Raw genomic sequence first — 17455 nt, 5'->3', positions numbered from 1 at the left:
CATAATCATAGTTTGAAATCGACAATATATGTGTCATCCTCAGTAATACCGAGCCTTGTGCCAGAAGGGTTCCAGCTTAGCGGATACGTTGGGTAATACAATAAACCTAGCGGCGATACCTTGCCGGAGACAGTATCAAAAATATAGATCCCATTCATGCCGCCCTGATCCTCAGTATAAACCGCGAAAGCCAGCTTGGAAGAATCGGGAGACCAGGATTGACGGGACACTACATCACCTTTACCGATCTGTAAGCCTTGTACATGACCACTCGTATCATAGATGAGAAGGCTATCTTTTTCCTGCCCGTCGCGCCTTGAGGTGACGGCAATCCGCTGACTGTCAGGAGACAGGCTCAAGGTAGAGATATCCGTGGCTAGCACGGTTGGCCGAGTTTGTGTGGGGGTAAAGCTTTTCAGGCGGCTTTTGGCGTCTGTGTAATATATTTGCCCATTACCCACAGCAAATTGGGATTGGATGAAGTAATCTACTTCGTTATCCTGTAACTCGATCTTTTCCCGGGTACCGTCCACGGAAATCTTCCATATCACACCTAAGTCTTCCATCGAGCCGGCGGCCAGAATATAGGAGTCATTATTGAGCCAACCGCCCACTTCTATATAATTATCAACCGTGACCTCACGCCGTTCACCTGTAGCTATATTTTCGATCGCGTTCACGGCCGTATATTTGTTCTCCCAGGTCTGAATGAAGCTGTATTTCCCATCCGGCGATAAGTATGATTTGATAACTTCTCCGCGACTCGCTCCTGGTTGCTCCGCAATGCTCTGTCGCTGTCCTGTCTCCAGATCCAAACGGAACCGATGGTGGCTATATTGTGCTCCCTCCGCAGCAGTCGCCTCCTTCTCCAATGTGGTCACTTCGATCTCCAATTCATGGTCTGACAGCCATTTCTCTATATTTGCATCTTCAATCCGGTGTATGCGCTGCACGGCAATTCCCTGCTCAGCAGGCGGTTTGCCCTCTTTGACTACGGTCAGTTCACGTTTTCCTCCTCCCGTCCCGGTGCTGGTGCGACTTCCTACATCGGGCGTGCTGCGAACCGGTGCTATTCTTCCTTCCTGCGCTGCATTACAACCCAATATCATGCCGGCTGCCAGCAAGGTTGCAGCAAGCAGTCCGGCGATATAGTTCCTTCTGTTCGTCTTCATCGAGGCCCTCCTTCCAAAAAATGTGATTCAGATCCGAGCCGGGCCGCTTTGATCCGTGTTATGCTCTGCTTAATCTGCTGTAAGTTCCCCACGTCCCTTAGTATAGAGAGACAATATTTCCTAAAAATATCTGACTTGTAACGAACTTGTAAACAATCCGTGAAGCTGTGAATCCGTATTTTGAACTCGATCACGCCGAAAAGCCCGGATGATCTTATTCATTCCGAGCTTCGCCTTTGTTAGTTTGTGTATATTTTATTCTTTCCGAATCAGAAGCATGCAGTGGAAGCTCCACCATGAAACACGACCCATCCGGACCCGTCTCGACAAGCTGTACCGTTCCTCCTTGCTTCTCGGCCAGATTACGAACCAGAGCTAACCCAAGTCCAGTTCCACCGCTGGTTCTTGAACGGTCTTTGCTGACTGTATAAAACGGATCGAAAATACGTAGTACGGCTTCCTCTGGAATACCGATTCCCGTATCGGCAACTTCGATGATCATCTGCTGTGTCCCATCTGCTTGTACTGTAATGTAGTTAATCAGGTGGACTTGTCCGCCTGGCCGGTTATATTTCACCGCATTGTCCAGTAAATTAAGCATGATATGCATCACATTCTCAGGATCGGCCCATACCTCTCCTGCAGCAAGCGAAGTATGGATAGTGACCCCGCAGCTGTCCGCCTTTCCTTGCAGCCGGGCCACAGCTTCCTCCAGCAAAGTACGCAATGGAACCGCCTCCGCTCGTGTCTCAAACTCGTAAACATCCATCGCCGACAACTGCAGCGCCTTCTCTACAAGACTATACAGCCGCTGCGCCTCCACGTGGATACGCCTTCCGGCATCGTCCAGCAGAGCAGGATCATCGCTGTACATATTCAACAGGTCGGCGTACGCGATGATCGAGGTTAACGGTGTCTTCAACTCATGGCTAATATTGCCGATGAACTGCTTCTGCTGCTGCTCCAGTTCTCGCAGTCGTCCCACCGTATCAAGCAGCTTCTGCTTCTCTTCATGCAAAGCACCGACTGATGTGGAAATACTGCGGCTCATTTTATAGATTCCTTGGGCAAGCTCACCCAGCTCATCCTTTCTGATGACCGAAGGGGCCGATAGATAAGCGCCTTGCCCAATTTGTGATGCCGCCCTGTTCAGCCGGTCAATGACATTAACCTGGCGCCGGACATAGACGTAACCGATGAGGAAACCGATTCCAAGCACGGCGGCTCCAGCAAGAAGAAACAACCGGCGAATTCGGGCGTAAAAAGCATTTTGCCCAGCTATTGAAGCATGAAACTGCACCGTGCCCAAACGCTGCTCGGCATTGTAGAGAGGAGCGAGAAACAACAACTGATCCCCTTCGGTAATGTACGCCGACTGCCCTTGGGCTGTAAATTGCAGAGCATCCTGCACATCGGCCTGGGGGTGAAATGGCAGCGAGGTATCGGCAAAGGTGCCGTCCACCGTATACAGCGTCACTGCCATACCGCTTTGTGCGCCCAAATCCACGGCCAGCCGTTGACCCCACTGCTTCATAAACTGCTCCGGCTGCATCCTGCCTTCGGTCAGATATTCCTCCCGCACGTGCAGATTGGCGGCTTCTGCCTGCCGGGTAAAAGACTGCTCCAGCAGGGTCCGCTGGTTCTCCCGGATGCCGCTCAGCACCAGCACACTCAGGCAGGTCACGACAAAAACGAGTAATAGGGCGAGCAACAAAGACAACTTCCCCTTCAGGCCTAGCCGAAATTTGCCGTTCATCTAGGTAACTCCGTACTTTTATAGCCGATTCCGTGAACGGTCTGAATGATACCGTAGAGGTTGCCAAGCTTTTTGCGCAAACGCTGTACATGGATGTCCACGGTGCGGGTGCCGCCCGCAAAATCCATAGCCCATACTTTCTCCAGCAGCACTTCCCGCGAATAGACCCGACCCGGTTTGCGCATTAGCAAGACTAACAAATCAAATTCCTTAGGTGTTAAATCGAGCAGCTCACCTTGAATGGACACCGTGCGGCTGAATATCTCTGCGGTCAAATCTCCTAGTTTCAGTACTTCCTCCTGCTCCTCCTGCTGCACCTGTTGTACATAACCTCCACGGCGTGATAACGCCTTGACTCTGGCCAGCAGCTCCCGCATATCAAAAGGTTTAGTCATGTAATCGTCAGCGCCCAGCTCCAGCCCTAGCACTTTATCGACAATATCATCTTTGACAGTCAGCAACAGAATCGCCGGCCGCGCCTGTCCGTTCAGCTTGCGGCATACATCATAACCGCTTACACGAGGCATCATGACATCGAGCACCATAACCGTAGGCCGGAACGTCTCCACCTTGTCCAGGGCCTCCTGGCCGTCCACAGCCATCTCCACCTCATACCCTTCCCTGCGCAGCGCATAAGCAACAGCCGCTCGGATGCTGCTCTCGTCATCCACCACAAGTATTTTGATCATGGACATCTCCTCGCATGCTTTTATACCATGTATTATATCAACTAGAATATGCTGAAAAAATCTTAGGTGCAGTATACCGCACCTTCAAGCGGTTTGGGAATGACTAAAATTGACTCCGAACTCAAGTCAATCATTGTTTGGGCATCGCCTAATTTTTTCAGCAAAAAAAGCAGGGGCACACAGGCCGCCTGCTTTGGATTTAAGCACTAACACTAGCGCTATTGCCTTCCTTGCGCTTTTTGGCATACTCGGCGGTAGCCGTAAAAAGTACGTCTGATGATGAATTCAACGCCGTTTCAAAAGAATCCTGCAGCACACCGATGATGAAGCCGACACCGACGACCTGCATAGCGATATCATTCGATATACCGAACAAGCTGCACGCCAGAGGGATGAGCAGCAGCGACCCGCCAGCTACTCCCGAAGCGCCTGCAGCCGATATGGCAGACAGGACGCTAAGGATCACCGCTGTGCTAAAGTCCACAGGAATGCCAAGCGTATGGACGGCCGCTAGCGTTAAGACAGAAATCGTAACCGCCGCCCCTGCCATATTAATCGTAGCCCCTAATGGGATGGAAACGGAATAGGTGTTCGGGTCCAGCTTTAATTTTTCGCATAAACGCATATTAATCGGAATGTTCGCCGCAGAACTCCGGGTGAAGAACGCCGTTATCCCGCTTTCCTTCAGACAGCTTAACACGAGAGGATAGGGATTCTCACGGGTGTTCAGATATACGATCAATGGATTAACGGCAAGCGCTATAAATAGCATACATCCAATTAGCACGAGCAGTAATTTCCCGTAATTAAGCAAGGACGAAAGCCCGTTGGTTGTTATGGAGTCAAACACAAGCCCCATAATGCCAAACGGCGCAAGTTGTATGACCCATTTGACGATTTGCGATACGGCATCCGAGAAATGAGTAAGCATACTTTTCGTGTGATCATTGGCCCCTTTTAAAGCGAGTCCAAGCAGGATCGCCCAAGCGAGAATACCGATATAGTTGGCTTTCAGGAGAGCGTTGATCGGGTTGTCCACAATCTGAAAGAGCAGTTTATTCAATACTTCAACAATACTTCCAGGAGGAGTCAGTTCTACCGCATCCGTTACTAGAGACAGCCTTACCGGAAAAATAAAACTTGCCCCAACGGCGATAACACCTGCCAAAAAAGTACTTACACCATACAGTGTGATAATCGTCTTCATGTTCGTCTGGCGCCCTTTTTTATGATTGGCTATTGCAGACATGACCAAGAGCAACACTAATATGGGTGCAACCGCCTTTAGCGCGGAAATAAACAAGGTTCCAAAAATTGCGATACCTGCTGCTTTAGGAACGGACAGGGCCAATATAATCCCAATTATAATTCCCGCAAAGATTCGTTTTACGAGACTTATTTTATTCCACCTGAGTACGACTGTTTTCATGATTATTCCTCCGGATACGAATTATGCAAATATGATGGATTGCCGTGGCGCTATTTGGCGCTTTAATGAGACATAGCGCTAGTTTATCACGCATAGTGTTGTTTGTGAACGCGTGGAAATATATGTGCGATAATATTCATATATAGACATAATTTTTATGCTTACCGGAGTCAGACTTGACTAACTTTATTCTCACCCGAATCAGGCATGACTAACTTTATACCTACCCGAGTCTCACATGCCAAGTCGGACATGCCGAATTGGACATACCCAGTCAGGACATGCCAGGTCGGGAATACCAGGCGGGACATGCCCAGGCGGATTATTAGCCTATGGCCCCCGCTACCTTGTAATCCTCCAAGGCAATATCGATGTCCAGCCCCAGAACAAGCTTGGCCAGTTGGTATCCGATATAGGGCCCCATCGTTAGTCCTGATGCGCCCAAACCATTGGCAACAAAGATGCCTCGCCAACCTGGCAAAGCGCCGATCACCGGCAGAAATCCTGGAGTAAACGGGCGAAAACCCACTCTTGCCTCAACATAGGTACTGTCAGCTAGCCCAGGCGCATACGTCAACGCCTTACTGAACACCTCTTGTAGACCGCCCGCCGTGATGCGGGTATCGAAGCCTTGCGGATCATTTTCATGGGTTGCGCCGATTACAATCCGGTTGCTGTCAAATGCCAGAATATACTGATCCCCAGGCGGCATGACGACAGGCCAGCTGCCCGTTTCCGTACCCGGATATGCCAAATGGACGATCTGTGCTTTTTGATAGGTCGCTTTGAATTCTACGCCTAACGGTTCCAATAGCGGATTGATCCACGCGCCGGCGCATACAACGACGGCGCCGGCATGGATCATCGGCTCATCCCCGACCCGCACTCCTGTAACCGCCCCGGTGCCAAAGCAAAGCTCCGCTTCCCCATTCAACAGTACGGCGCCCTTTCTCATCGCAGCGCGGAGCAGCGCAGCGCGGAGAGCGCGTCCATCGACGCGGGCGGCCCCGCTAATATGCAGCGCGTCGTATTCGTCGGCGAGCGGGGGAAATAAGCGCTTCACTTCGCTTGGGTCGAGCAGGGTAATATCGCCTATCTCCGGGGCATCATGCTTGCGCTTATTAGCACGCTTTTCCAGCTCAATAAGCTTGTCTCTTTCCTTGTGGATCCGAAGGGCGCCAACGCGTGCATAGCCGGTTTCGGTCTCCCCGTCTCTTTCCAGTTCCTCAATCAAGGCCGGATAGAAACGCGCCCCTTCCCTGGCTAGTTTATACCAGGCTTGGTTGCGCCGCTGGGAAATCCAAGGACAAATGATCCCGGCAGCGGCGTCCGTTGCCTGTCCTTCATCATTCCGATCAACAATGACCACTTCCGCTCCCCTTTTCGCCAATTGATACGCCGTTGAAGCGCCTAAAATCCCTGCGCCGATTACGATAAACTTTTGCATGCAACAACTTCCTTTGGTCTGAGGTAAAAGTGTAATTTAGATGTATTTCTAGTATCTATTCTAGCTCAATTACGGCAAATCACGAAAAAACTGGATTTCATGTATCTAAAACTTGGTTTTCAGCTTTGTTAGCCTAGAAGCCCCAGTTTAATGACATGAAATCCAGCTAATTGTACATTCAACAATTGAACGCGGATTTTAAATACAACCAATCCATTTATCGGGTAACCCAAACGCCTCGTAGTAACCCAAACGCCTCGTAGTAACCCAAACGCCGCATAGTAACCCAGACATCTCATAGTAACCCAGACATCTCATAGTAACCCAAACGTCTCATAGTAACCCAAACGCCCCATAGTAACCCTATGCCTCGTAGTAACCCAAATGCTTCGTGGTAACCACGCGCTTCGCTGAAGCTCAACTACCCATTCCTGCCCAAAAGACAGGACAGACACAATTACTTCGCTTGAATATAACCTTCCGCTTTAAGCAGCTCGGCGATCAGTACAGCGCCTCCGGCCGCACCGCGTAAAGTGTTGTGCGATAGTCCGACAAATTTATAATCGTACAGCGAATCTTCGCGCAATCTGCCTGTCGAGACACCCATACCCTGCTCGATGTCGCGATCGAGTCCGGTCTGCGGTCTGTTTTCTTCTTCAAAATAAGTGATGAACTGCTTCGGTGCGCTTGGCAGATTGAGCTCCTGCGCTCTACCTTGGTATTGCTGCCAACGGGCAATGATCTCCTCTTTGGAAGGCTTGTTTTTGAACGATACAAACACAGCAGCCATATGTCCGTCCGTCACGGGCACGCGAATACATTGCGTCGTGATCAGAGGAGCGCTTGCTTTAACAATTTGCCCATTATCAACGTGGCCCCAGATGCGCAGCGGCTCCTGCTCGCTCTTCTCCTCTTCCCCGCCGATGTAAGGAATGACGTTGTCCATCATTTCCGGCCAATCGTTGAAATTTTTGCCGGCTCCGGAAATCGCCTGGTACGTCGAAGCGACTACAGTAGTCGGTTCAAAATCAAGCAGGGCATGCAGAGCTGGCACATAACTTTGAATAGAACAATTCGGCTTAACGGCAATAAACCCGGTTTCCGTTCCAAGCCGCTTGCGCTGCGCTGCAATAACTTCGAGATGCTGCGGGTTCACTTCCGGAATAACCATCGGGACGTCAGGAGTCCAGCGATGAGCAGAATTGTTGGAAATGACCGGGGTACCCGTCTTCGCATAGGCCTCTTCCAAAGCCTGAATCTCTTCCTTCTTCATATCCACCGCGCAAAATACAAAATCGACCCCGGACGTAACCTCTGATACTTTCGCTGCGTCCTGAACGACGATATTTTTTACTCCGTCCGGAATTGGTGTGGAGAGCTTCCATCTGCCCTGCACGGATTCTTCATAAGTTTTGCCCGCGGAGCTTGCGCTAGCCGCAATAGCTGTAACTGTAAACCAAGGGTGCCCATCCAGCAGCTGAACAAACCGCTGACCGACCATCCCCGTACCGCCAACAATACCTACTTTTAATTTTTCTCCCATGTCATATCCTTTCCTTTCCATGTTTATTCAGTCTGTACCCGGAACGATCCTAGCCTATTTGTCCCTTAAATTAAAAAAATCCCACCCCCAAGACATTCGATCCGTCTTGGGGGCGAGATATGTATGCCCGCGGTACCACCCCAACTTCGTTAATATGTCGCCATATTAACCTTTTCAAGTACAGCATACCATTCTGCACGCTTATACTCTAGCTCTGTAACAGGAGCTCCTGGCACACCATCCCTGACAGTCAAAGTTCCGATGTGCTGCTCAGAGGCTTTTTTCAATAAAGAAATGCTTTACTCCTTTTCAGCAAACGGAGCTCTCTGTAAAAGATTTCATTTATTTACTCTTCTCATCATTGCATTTAAATATAACGATTATAATACCAAATTTCTGCCGAAACGTAAACCCATATGTGAAATTTAGGGCTGTTGGGTGCTCAAAATAAAGTAAAAATGACCTTGTGATCGCTGACCGGCGGCATTTATTCGACATACTTAACATTATCGAGCTTCTTTTGTTATAATTCAACGCTTCCAGCACTAAGCAGCTAGAATTATAAATAATCCAAACTATTAATAATGAGAATAAGCCCCACGATACACAGCACCCATGACAGGACCGAGCTGGATTGCTTGGCGATTCTCACCTGTAGCCGTTCCAGCGATTTTTGCATCATCCGTCCAAATAACAAAACTAGCATGAACAAAATCAACGATGGCAGAACCATAACAAAATTATAACCTGCCATCATCGGCAGCCACTGATAAGGGGTCAGATCAGCCGTCGTCATTAGACCAATTGCAGCAAAATAAGGAAACGCCGTCCCCACCTCAACCAATGCCGTTGTAAATCCCAGCGCAACCATCGAGAGCCGGCTTTTTGACCTCGGACGAGGCAATTCCGTTATACTTTTTGACGCTGTAGATTTCCTTTTTTGCGGAGTATAAAAACTGGCAATAAACAAGCCTGCTCCGATGAGGAAGATCACCCAGCTTACGACCCTGCTCTGGAAAAGAGCGGCCACCGACTCCAGCAGCACCCCCATCCCCAACATCAGCATAACTCCTACCGAAAAATAAAAACCGGCGACCGTCAGCAAATAAATCAGCAGCCTTGAAGCAAGGCCCTTGGTTTCCGTTAACAGCAAATATACGGTAACTCCTATTGTGGCTGGACTCAATGTATCCAGCAAGGCCAGCCCGCCTACCGAAAGCAGCAATTCTATATTCACACTTTTCCTCCCCCTGGTCTTGTTAAGGAGCTAACCGTTCACTCTGCAATGACATATAGAACTCATAGGCTTGCTCCATAAATTCAAGTACTTCCCGGTCGATCGGATAGAGACCAAGGTCTTCCGATTGAGAGGATGACATCCTTACGTCCCATAATTTTTGGATAAATTCCTCCTCGCCCGAGAAATTCTCCTCTTGTTTTTCCAGCATGCGTCTGATGATGCTTTGCACCTTCGGTGACGACACGTCGCCCCTTTTCATCTGCTGCTTGAGTTGACCTATAAGCGCGATCCACTCCAATGAGTCGGGATCATCTCCCCTCATATGCGGTACCTTCTGCAGAAGCTCCAATTCTTTATCGTCAAACAGGCTTTCTTTAAACGAATACCGTCTTTTCCTGTCTTGGCTCGCTAATTGAATGAACTTTTGGATCGCAAGCACATCCTCCCCTCCCTCTACGACGAGCCCGCCAAGGAGTTCGCGCAAGCCCTGTTCGATTAATCTAAGCCTTGCTTGCTCTTCCATAATAAAAGCCAGTTGGGCCTTCAGGCTGGTCGACCAATTCCATTTGGGGTCGGCAAGAATTTCTTTTATATCCTTCAGACTGTACCCAATTCCTTTAAAAAATTGGATCTGTTGAAGCTTGCGCAAATCTTCCTCCGTATAAAGCCGATGTCCTCCTTCCGTTTTGGATGAGGCCGCCAATAATCCGATCTGGTCATAGTAACGCAGCGTCCTCACCGTAACCCCGGTCTGTTTTGCCACCTTTTGAATCGGAATCAATCCAAGACACCTCCTGACTATCCTCTTTAATCACTGTCTGTGTAAAGCAGAGGATTATTCGTCTTTATCCTTATTCAAAGCATGCTTCATCAGATAGCCTACGCCTAAGCCGACCAAGGCGCCAGGGAACGCTTGTTTAAGAATCAGTCCGATTCCTGCTCCTATAATGACGCACGCATAAATCATCATATCTCCTCTGTTCACATCATTCTCTCCTTCGTCCCAGCGGTTTCCCATCTACGCCCTAACCATGACAGCCCATGACTTGACATGATCATTTACATGAATCATTTATGATCAACCTCATAGCGGCTAGGGACATTATACAAAATGACGTAACGTCAGTTTCAAGCCTTTTTAAAAACTACTTGAAGCTGACGCTGCGTAACCTTATATAATCACTCTCATAGAAAGAAGCAAAGTGAGGAGTACAAGAAGATGAAAAAATTGTGTATTTGTGCGCTGATGTTTTGTACGTTTTTTCTAATGGCCTGTGGTAACGAAGGGTCTATGAATGTGCAGAGCAAGGAACTAGAAGGGATAGAACGCCTCCACATTGACCATGGCAGCACCCCTGTTCATATCGAATCAGCGGAGGTCGATGCTCTCGAGGCTTTCATATCAATGGGCAGCTACAATTCCGATATCGTGATGGTTCAAAAGAACAAGGAGCTGAAAATTCAATTGAAAAGCGATCTCACACGGATCATAAACATTGGAAGAAAACCGTGGTTAACGATCCGTGTTCCCATGAACTATGAAGGGGAGGTATTGCTGAGCGGCTCTTCAGGAAACGTAAAAATCAACGATTTACAGGCAGACAAGCTAAATATTGATAGCAAAAGCGGAAATGTCTCCATGGATTACCAGCAAATAAACCAGGATATCCATGTTTCCGTTTATAGCGGGAACGTAATTTTAAAACTGAAGGATAAGGATTCCAACGTAAAGTGGCTGCTTAAATCAGGAAGCGGACGACGCTCTGTAGCTATTCCTTGGGACGAGCGCCAGGACAAGCAGAAATCGACAGAGGGACTTACGGGGAATGGCTCCTTTGACGTGTATATTAAGACACGTTCAGGAAATATAAGCATTAGGGAATAATACAGCAGATGTTCATTCATTAAGTGAAGCAAAACTGTAAGGAGATAAAGCGGACATTGAAAAAGAGTCTGCCCTCGGCAGACTCTCAGGCTTGGAACAAGCGGTGAACCTGAACCCTCCACTCCACTCTACTCCTGAGCTTTATCGTATTTTTGCTTCCGATTCATGCACTAAACTATCCAAATTAGGGGTGATTACTTTAGACTCTGCTTTCATTTTATAAAAAACATCATACAACCCTTTTAATTCCGCGAAGGAACCCTCCACCTTACTTGCAATCGGCAAACAGTGATATAACTTATAAAATAAAAAGTTCAAAAGCTTATATCGTTTTACAAAATGAGCGTGCTGGGCTGGGATTATTTCGTACCCTAAATCTTTTAATACATCGTACCCTTCGTCCATGGCTGCTACCAATTGCCTTAACATTCCATGATCTCGCGCAACCGCTTTGAGGTTATTATCTTTTATATGAGCCGCCAGGTTCATAGGTAAAATCAATATAATGTGACTTTTTAGCCAGTCGTCTATATTTTTTTCATATGTTATTTTATATTTCGTATTTTTAAAAATTTGTTCCAAGACATCCTTAAAGTTAACCTCCTTCTCTAAGCCGCCGATCACCATCTCTCCAGCATTAAATCGTAATGCGATGATGCGGTTTTCCTCTTTTATTCCGCCGCTCAATTGAAATCCAAAAGCTATATTTTTAGCTTTTTCACTGTTAGCCTCAATATAGGCCTCCATCTCGGACGCAGTTGCATTGTTTCCTACAAGTATGATATTCTCACTGCTGTTTTGGGCAAGGGCCGGCAGAACATGGGGAAAGTCCGTGTACTTCATAGTTATAAAAATCACATCATATACATCGTCTTTATTTAATTCATGGATAACTTTTATTTTATCAACAGTTGTTTTGCGCTGAATGTAATGACGTATTACAATTCCATTGCTCCTCAATTCTTCTGCACGTTTTCCTCTTGCCAGAACAGTAACATCATTGCCTCCTGTTGCAAGCACATGGGCTAAGAGACTGCCTTGAATTCCCGCGCCATAGACTAATACTCTCAAAAGTGATTACCACCTATCTATTTGATATGCATAACTCGGAATTCGATAACAGACATTTGTTGTTTAATGAACAATTGTATGTTACCGTCAGATTATCAAAATGAATATTGTACTTTCAATAGGCAGATTTGCACGATTGTTCATTAAGCAACAACATGACGTATCTGCTTATAAGGAGGACTATCGCCGATGGACAAAAGAAAGCAAAAGTCTCAAAAAGTGATTATGGACGCTTTTTTAGAACTACTTAAAGATAAAGAATTAGACAAAATATCCATGAACGACATCGCAGAAAAAGCCAATGTTAATCGCGGTACAATTTATTTGAATTTTATCGATAAGTACGATTTGTTGGACAAATGCATCGAATCTAATTTTTCACAAATGATAGAAGAATCCAGAAGTATAATGCACGATAAAAAGAAACTAAACAAGGATTCACTATTATTCATCTTTAAGTATCTAGAAAACCACTTTGATTTTTTACGTATCTTGTTTAAAAACGTAGGTTTTTCTGTTTTTAAAAAATGCATATATGATGAAATGGTTATAGCGCTGCAGCGATACTATCAGTCCAAGAACGACACTAATGTGATTCAATCAGAGATTTCCATTCAATTTTTAGCTTCAGCGGTAACCGGCGTTTTAGAATGGTGGTTTGTAAACTCTATGCCTTGTTCATCAGAGCAGATCACGGATAAATTGTGGGCATTGCTGCAAACCAACCACTACCATTGAGTCGAAACGCTGCGAATGAAGCGATGGCAGGAGCTTACCGACCGATCGTCTTCAACCTTGAAACGGTTCACGCAACAGGAACTTAACGACGAAGCATGCCCCACATATAAAAATCTATTGATCGGACGCTCACGCTTGCATCCCGGATCGTCAGACGATCATTCGTATTGCGGTTCGAATGCATTCTCAAATTGAGGTTTTCTTGCCTGTCGATACTACCGCCCGCAAAGTGTTTCAAGATCTGAGTTGTTCGGTGGATTGTGAATTCGATTGAGTACGGCATAACTCAATTTTAAAAAAATGATTTCTATAGGTTTTATTGACTAATAAGTTATTAATCGGTATATTTTTCGTGTCACAAACGCCCTACAATTGTAGCTAGAGAAATATTTTTTGCAATGCTTTTGACCATAAGATTAATAATAAATCGGCAGGTTAAGTCATAAAGATTTTCTTTAACATTACTATTGGAGGTAATATTTATGAATGATACGCAAGCCGTTCAATCGTTGTTTAAACCATTTTCCTTTGGGGATACGACACTATCGAATCGCATTGTGATGGCACCGATGACAAGACAATTTTCTCCCGATGGGATTCCGGGAGCCGATGTGGCCGCTTATTATCGCCGCAGAGCTGAAAACGCCGTTGGACTTATCATTACCGAAGGGACAGTGATTAATCATCCCGACTCATCCAATCAACGTAACGTGCCGCACTTTTTTGGCGCAGATGCTTTGAACGGTTGGGCTAACGTAGTGAAGGAGGTACATGACGCAGGCGGGAAGATTATACCTCAGATATGGCATATGGGTGCTAAAGGCCATGTCAATGATTACTCCGAATCGGATATCGAGGCAATTATCCAGGCCTTCTCTCAGGCAGCATTCGAAGCCAAGCGTCTGGGATTTGACGGTATTGAACTTCACGGCGCGCATGGTTATTTAATCGACCAATTTTTCTGGGAGGAAACGAATCGGCGCACGGATCGATACGGTGGGAACTTCGTAGACCGTACCCGATTTGCAGCTGAGGTTATTTCAGCTTGTCGTCTTGCTGTCGGACCAGAGTTTCCGATTGTGCTTCGGTTCTCGCAATGGAAGGGAACGGATTACACAGCCAAATTAGTGAAAACACCAAATGAACTGGAAATGTTCTTGGCCCCTTTGGTTGACGCAAGTGTTGACATATTTCACTGCTCCACTCGCCGATTCTGGGAACCTGAATTCGAAAACTCCCAGTTGAACCTTGCTGGCTGGACAAAAAAACTGACAGGGAAACCGACAATCAGCGTCGGCTCGGTTGGTCTGGATCGTGATGTAACGAGTTTCTTTACTGAAGGAAAGGGAGCGAGCCTTACTCAAGTCGACGAATTAATCAAAAGACTTGAACGCGAAGAATTCGATCTGGTAGCCGTAGGCAGGTCATTAATAGCTGACCCTGCTTGGGCCAGTAAGCTCCGCGAAGGTAGAATGAGCGACTGGGTTCCCTTTGACCCCGAAGCAGTAAAAAAACTGTATTAATACTCTTATTGACTTATTCGGTGAGTCCAATCCCGACAGCCAAGCAAACTTTACAAATCCCAATCATGAAAAAAAGCTCTTGAACCGTCACAAGGACAAATTCAAGAGCTAATTCTTTGTTAATGTGATGTGCTCTAGGGACTCGAACCCTCGCGGGTAAGCCCACACGGATTTGAACCGTCCGCGCTAATGAGATTCAAGTAGAATATTAGTCAATTGAGCGGAATTAAAAGCCTGTCAAAGGCCTGGTAGAATCTAGTTTTCTGACGGTTTTTTGTTCAAATCCAGGCTCCGCAAGGGTTCCCGGCAATGCGTAATGCAGCCGAACAGGTCCAATCAGCCCGCTTGGTTCCTGCTGTGCAAACGACGATAAGTAGTCGCGCTGATCTTTTGCCAACGTATTCGTAACTTCAATAACCAGCTTGTTCTTCCCCTTCTTCAGCAGGCCGTTGATTTCCAGAGAGTAAGGCGGACAGATGCGGACACCCGCATGCTCTCCGTTCAGCCATACTTCCGCTGTTTCATAAACCTCGCCCAAATCCAACAAAACCCCGCCCGCAGATTTATCCCATTCAAACTCCGTTTCATAACGGAAGGTACCCGTAAAGTGCGGCAAGCAATCAGGTCTGCTCATATTCACCAACGCCTCCCGCCTTCCCCATTCCTGGAAAAGAGGATATTGTTCAGCTTTTGAGAGGGATATTGTCCACTCGCCGTCAAGCTTATGCTCGGAATCTGTCACATACTTCGGCGGAGCAGCGCTTAAACCTTCAAGACCGGTTCCATGGAGCAGCACGATGGATTCATACGGATGCAGCACAAGCTGCACTGTTGTCGTACCTTCCCCATCGCTCGCATCCAAACGGTTCAAGCGATTTAGAAAAGCGTCATAGGCATATATTTCGCCTTGGACGGGCAAAACAATCGGCGTGCGAATCGTTTGATGCGGGCTTTCGTTAAAGAGCATAAACACATCCATATCATCATGAGTACAATGGTAGCTCCGAAGATAGGGCTCGTACCCGCCGATGCTAATGTCATAATAGCCGTCCGAAATCAAATCTTGCGCTAGCTTATCCAAAGCCACCTGTTTCACATTCCGATGATCGGCAAGAGCGAACAACTCGGCGGAAACATCAAAGCCCTCACTCGATCCCAGCGGCAGACCGCCAACAAAGCGAACGGACAGCCCCTGTTCTGCAAAATCGGCCAGACGGCGGATCATTGCCGCCGGAAGCGCTTCTGCGTAAGGAACAATTAAGCACGCGTAATCTTCGCGGTGGACGTGCAGCTTCCCGTCTGTAACGGCAGCCGTATCCAAAAGAACATCGACAGGCAGAACGTCGCAGTCGATCTGATGCTGCATCAATTCCTTTACCGGCCTATGAAAATACATCGCTTCCCCGGACCATTCCGCTTCGGCGTGGTACAGGACACCTGCGGTGGCCACATGCCTTCCTTCCGAAATGAGATGGCTGATCCGATTCATATATCGGTTTAAATGTTTATAGTAACGGTATTGCGGATTTTGTCCGCTAGCATACATATGCGGCGGACAGTCCGGATCCGGAAAAGGCTTTTGGGTAAAGGAATGCGGAACGAAATGAGTGACGCCCCGAACAAGCATGTGATCAGTGAGCCACTTCATCAGCTTCAAGCCTTCCGCCCAGCCATAGGCCCCATACAGCTCGCACATCGTCCGGCCCTTCTTCTTGGGATCCACATGCCCGAGTGACACCCCCAGCTTAGCGAGGCCATAATGGAAAAATTCACTGTCCGTTTCTCCTCCCCCAGGCCAGCGGAAAGACAATTCATCGAAGCCGGGCACAATCTGCCACAGCACGACATCCAGGCCCGACATATCCTGTCCCCAGAGCGAGCGGAAGAAATGTCCAGCGCTAGAACCCAATCTTGCATGGACATTGTTGTCCTCAACAATATGGCCGATGTATTCTACCCCGCGAGCTCTGCACCATGTGCCGATTTGACCGCAGAAATTGTCCGCATAGAGCTTGCTGACAATATTCATGTAGGCGTACCGCACGATACTCGATTGTTCACCGGCATCCTGCCAGAGAAGATATAGAAGCTTGCGATAGCCCGGTCCCAGGGCTCGCTCCAGCATGTCCGGCATGTTCCGGCTCCAGGGCAGCGGCACCCCCTGTTTTCCGGGTTTGGAATTGAAATCGAAGGTTGCCGGATCATTGTAGAACCCGGGCTCATCCGAGAAGAAGCCGGCAATCGTCTTTCCGAAGTCTTCCCGGTACCGCTCGTAAAAAGCTTCATATACCGTATCAAGCAAGATGCGAACCGATTCCCGGTCCAGCGGGTTTAAATAGTTTTCCTGCGCTTTGCTACCGCCATCCTTGTTTTCGAAAATAATAAAAATCCGCCAATACCCTTCAGGGATATCCCAATAAAGGATTCCATCTTCCACAAGTTCAGTGATGTCGACACTTTCACCGAGTAATGATCCATCGGACGGATTGCGGCGGACTGCAACCACCGAAACCAGCTTATTGATTCCATTCGCGTTTCGGGTAAGCGAAACGGTTGGCCGAAGCCCGTTCATCAGCAAAGTATCCAGCAGAATGGATGTCCCTTCGGCAGGACCGATAGTATCGACATAGCGTTCCCCGAGAAACATGCGATGAAGCTCAGCAGGCGCCTCTTTTACTTTTCCCCCTGCATGCCCTGTTGGAAAATGATCATCATCGAGAAACCATACCTTCATGCCCCGATTCCGGGCTTCCTCCAAAATAATGTCCATATCCCTCCACCATTTTGGTCCAAGAAAATCCGGATGAGGCCGGGATTCCACGCAGACGGCTCCGATTCCGGCTTCATGAACACGGGCAATCTCCTCCCGAATCGTCTGCTCCTCCTCGCCATGCTGCCAGAGAAAGGGAAGAATGTAGTTTTGCTCTCTCCCCTCAAGCACTTCTTTTAAACGTTTACTCAT

14 protein-coding genes and 1 other annotated feature are annotated in these 17455 nt (G+C 47.6%); of the genes, 3 read left to right on the top strand and 11 right to left on the bottom strand.

Annotated elements, in window-relative coordinates; all coding sequences use genetic code 11:
* Positions 1-5: 5 nt before the first annotated feature.
* The 9 genes from G358_RS0106415 to G358_RS33415 form a co-directional block, all read right to left on the bottom strand.
* Positions 6-1172 carry a TolB family protein gene (locus tag G358_RS0106415; RefSeq protein ID WP_019636374.1) on the bottom strand — a complete coding sequence of 389 codons (1167 nt, stop codon included), beginning with the start codon at positions 1170-1172 and terminating at the stop codon, positions 6-8.
* Positions 1173-1386: 214 nt separating this feature from the next.
* On the bottom strand, positions 1387-2928 hold the full coding sequence (locus tag G358_RS0106410) for a sensor histidine kinase (protein WP_019636373.1): 1542 nt from the start codon (positions 2926-2928) through the stop codon (positions 1387-1389).
* Positions 2925-3617 (bottom strand): response regulator transcription factor, encoded by a 693-nt coding sequence (locus tag G358_RS0106405; RefSeq protein WP_019636372.1) that lies wholly within the window; start codon positions 3615-3617, stop codon positions 2925-2927. Before G358_RS0106405 ends, G358_RS0106410 begins: the two co-directional genes overlap by 4 nt.
* A gap of 199 nt (positions 3618-3816) precedes the next feature.
* Positions 3817-5046 carry a serine/threonine transporter SstT gene (sstT, locus tag G358_RS0106400; protein ID WP_019636371.1) on the bottom strand — a complete coding sequence of 410 codons (1230 nt, stop codon included), beginning with the start codon at positions 5044-5046 and terminating at the stop codon, positions 3817-3819.
* Positions 5047-5371: 325 nt separating this feature from the next.
* Complete coding sequence (locus tag G358_RS0106395; protein ID WP_019636370.1) at positions 5372-6493, bottom strand: NAD(P)/FAD-dependent oxidoreductase; 1122 nt, start codon at positions 6491-6493, stop codon at positions 5372-5374.
* Positions 6494-6950: 457 nt separating this feature from the next.
* Positions 6951-8036 (bottom strand): aspartate-semialdehyde dehydrogenase, encoded by a 1086-nt coding sequence (gene asd, locus G358_RS0106390; RefSeq protein ID WP_019636369.1) that lies wholly within the window; start codon positions 8034-8036, stop codon positions 6951-6953.
* A 105-nt stretch (positions 8037-8141) separates the two neighbouring features.
* Positions 8142-8407 (bottom strand) — a binding site (T-box leader).
* A 188-nt stretch (positions 8408-8595) separates the two neighbouring features.
* Positions 8596-9273: a GAP family protein gene (locus G358_RS0106380; RefSeq protein ID WP_019636367.1), complete on the bottom strand. Its 678-nt coding sequence runs from the start codon at positions 9271-9273 to the stop codon at positions 8596-8598.
* A gap of 22 nt (positions 9274-9295) precedes the next feature.
* On the bottom strand, positions 9296-10057 hold the full coding sequence (locus G358_RS0106375; protein WP_019636366.1) for a MerR family transcriptional regulator: 762 nt from the start codon (positions 10055-10057) through the stop codon (positions 9296-9298).
* A 54-nt stretch (positions 10058-10111) separates the two neighbouring features.
* Positions 10112-10261 carry a hypothetical protein gene (locus G358_RS33415; RefSeq protein WP_019636365.1) on the bottom strand — a complete coding sequence of 50 codons (150 nt, stop codon included), beginning with the start codon at positions 10259-10261 and terminating at the stop codon, positions 10112-10114.
* A 234-nt stretch (positions 10262-10495) separates the two neighbouring features.
* Here G358_RS33415 and G358_RS0106365 point away from each other — a divergent pair, with 234 nt between their 5' ends.
* Positions 10496-11161 carry a DUF4097 family beta strand repeat-containing protein gene (locus G358_RS0106365; protein ID WP_019636364.1) on the top strand — a complete coding sequence of 222 codons (666 nt, stop codon included), beginning with the start codon at positions 10496-10498 and terminating at the stop codon, positions 11159-11161.
* A gap of 141 nt (positions 11162-11302) precedes the next feature.
* Here the strand turns inward: G358_RS0106365 and G358_RS0106360 are convergent, their stop codons facing one another.
* Positions 11303-12232 carry a ketopantoate reductase family protein gene (locus G358_RS0106360; protein WP_019636363.1) on the bottom strand — a complete coding sequence of 310 codons (930 nt, stop codon included), beginning with the start codon at positions 12230-12232 and terminating at the stop codon, positions 11303-11305.
* A 189-nt stretch (positions 12233-12421) separates the two neighbouring features.
* On the opposite strand from G358_RS0106360, the gene G358_RS0106355 reads away from it, so the two are divergent.
* A complete protein-coding gene (locus tag G358_RS0106355) occupies positions 12422-12970 on the top strand; it encodes a TetR/AcrR family transcriptional regulator (protein WP_019636362.1) in 549 nt (182 codons plus the stop codon).
* A gap of 482 nt (positions 12971-13452) precedes the next feature.
* Positions 13453-14493, top strand: a complete 1041-nt coding sequence (locus G358_RS0106350; RefSeq protein WP_019636361.1) for an NADH:flavin oxidoreductase — start codon at positions 13453-13455, stop codon at positions 14491-14493.
* A gap of 226 nt (positions 14494-14719) precedes the next feature.
* On the opposite strand, the gene G358_RS0106345 is transcribed toward G358_RS0106350, so the two are convergent.
* A complete protein-coding gene (locus G358_RS0106345) occupies positions 14720-17455 on the bottom strand; it encodes a glycosylhydrolase-like jelly roll fold domain-containing protein (protein ID WP_019636360.1) in 2736 nt (911 codons plus the stop codon).

This window comes from Paenibacillus fonticola DSM 21315, from assembly GCF_000381905.1.
Lineage (GTDB): Bacteria > Bacillota > Bacilli > Paenibacillales > Paenibacillaceae > Fontibacillus > Fontibacillus fonticola.
Note: the sequence above shows the minus strand (reverse complement) of the source record. Positions and strands in the feature narration are given on the sequence as shown.

Excerpts from the sequence above, each read along its gene's own strand:
- G358_RS0106415 (WP_019636374.1), bottom strand. The coding sequence starts at position 1,172 with ATGAAGACGAACAGAAGGAACTATATCGCCGGACTGCTTGCTGCAACC.
- G358_RS0106345 (WP_019636360.1), bottom strand. The coding sequence starts at position 17,455 with ATGAGTAAACGTTTAAAAGAAGTGCTTGAGGGGAGAGAGCAAAACTAC.
- G358_RS0106405 (WP_019636372.1), bottom strand. The coding sequence starts at position 3,617 with ATGATCAAAATACTTGTGGTGGATGACGAGAGCAGCATCCGAGCGGCT.
- G358_RS0106355 (WP_019636362.1), top strand. The coding sequence starts at position 12,422 with ATGGACAAAAGAAAGCAAAAGTCTCAAAAAGTGATTATGGACGCTTTT.
- G358_RS0106410 (WP_019636373.1), bottom strand. The coding sequence starts at position 2,928 with ATGAACGGCAAATTTCGGCTAGGCCTGAAGGGGAAGTTGTCTTTGTTG.
- G358_RS0106365 (WP_019636364.1), top strand. The coding sequence starts at position 10,496 with ATGAAAAAATTGTGTATTTGTGCGCTGATGTTTTGTACGTTTTTTCTA.
- G358_RS0106395 (WP_019636370.1), bottom strand. The coding sequence starts at position 6,493 with ATGCAAAAGTTTATCGTAATCGGCGCAGGGATTTTAGGCGCTTCAACG.
- G358_RS0106350 (WP_019636361.1), top strand. The coding sequence starts at position 13,453 with ATGAATGATACGCAAGCCGTTCAATCGTTGTTTAAACCATTTTCCTTT.
- asd (WP_019636369.1), bottom strand. The coding sequence starts at position 8,036 with ATGGGAGAAAAATTAAAAGTAGGTATTGTTGGCGGTACGGGGATGGTC.
- sstT (WP_019636371.1), bottom strand. The coding sequence starts at position 5,046 with ATGAAAACAGTCGTACTCAGGTGGAATAAAATAAGTCTCGTAAAACGA.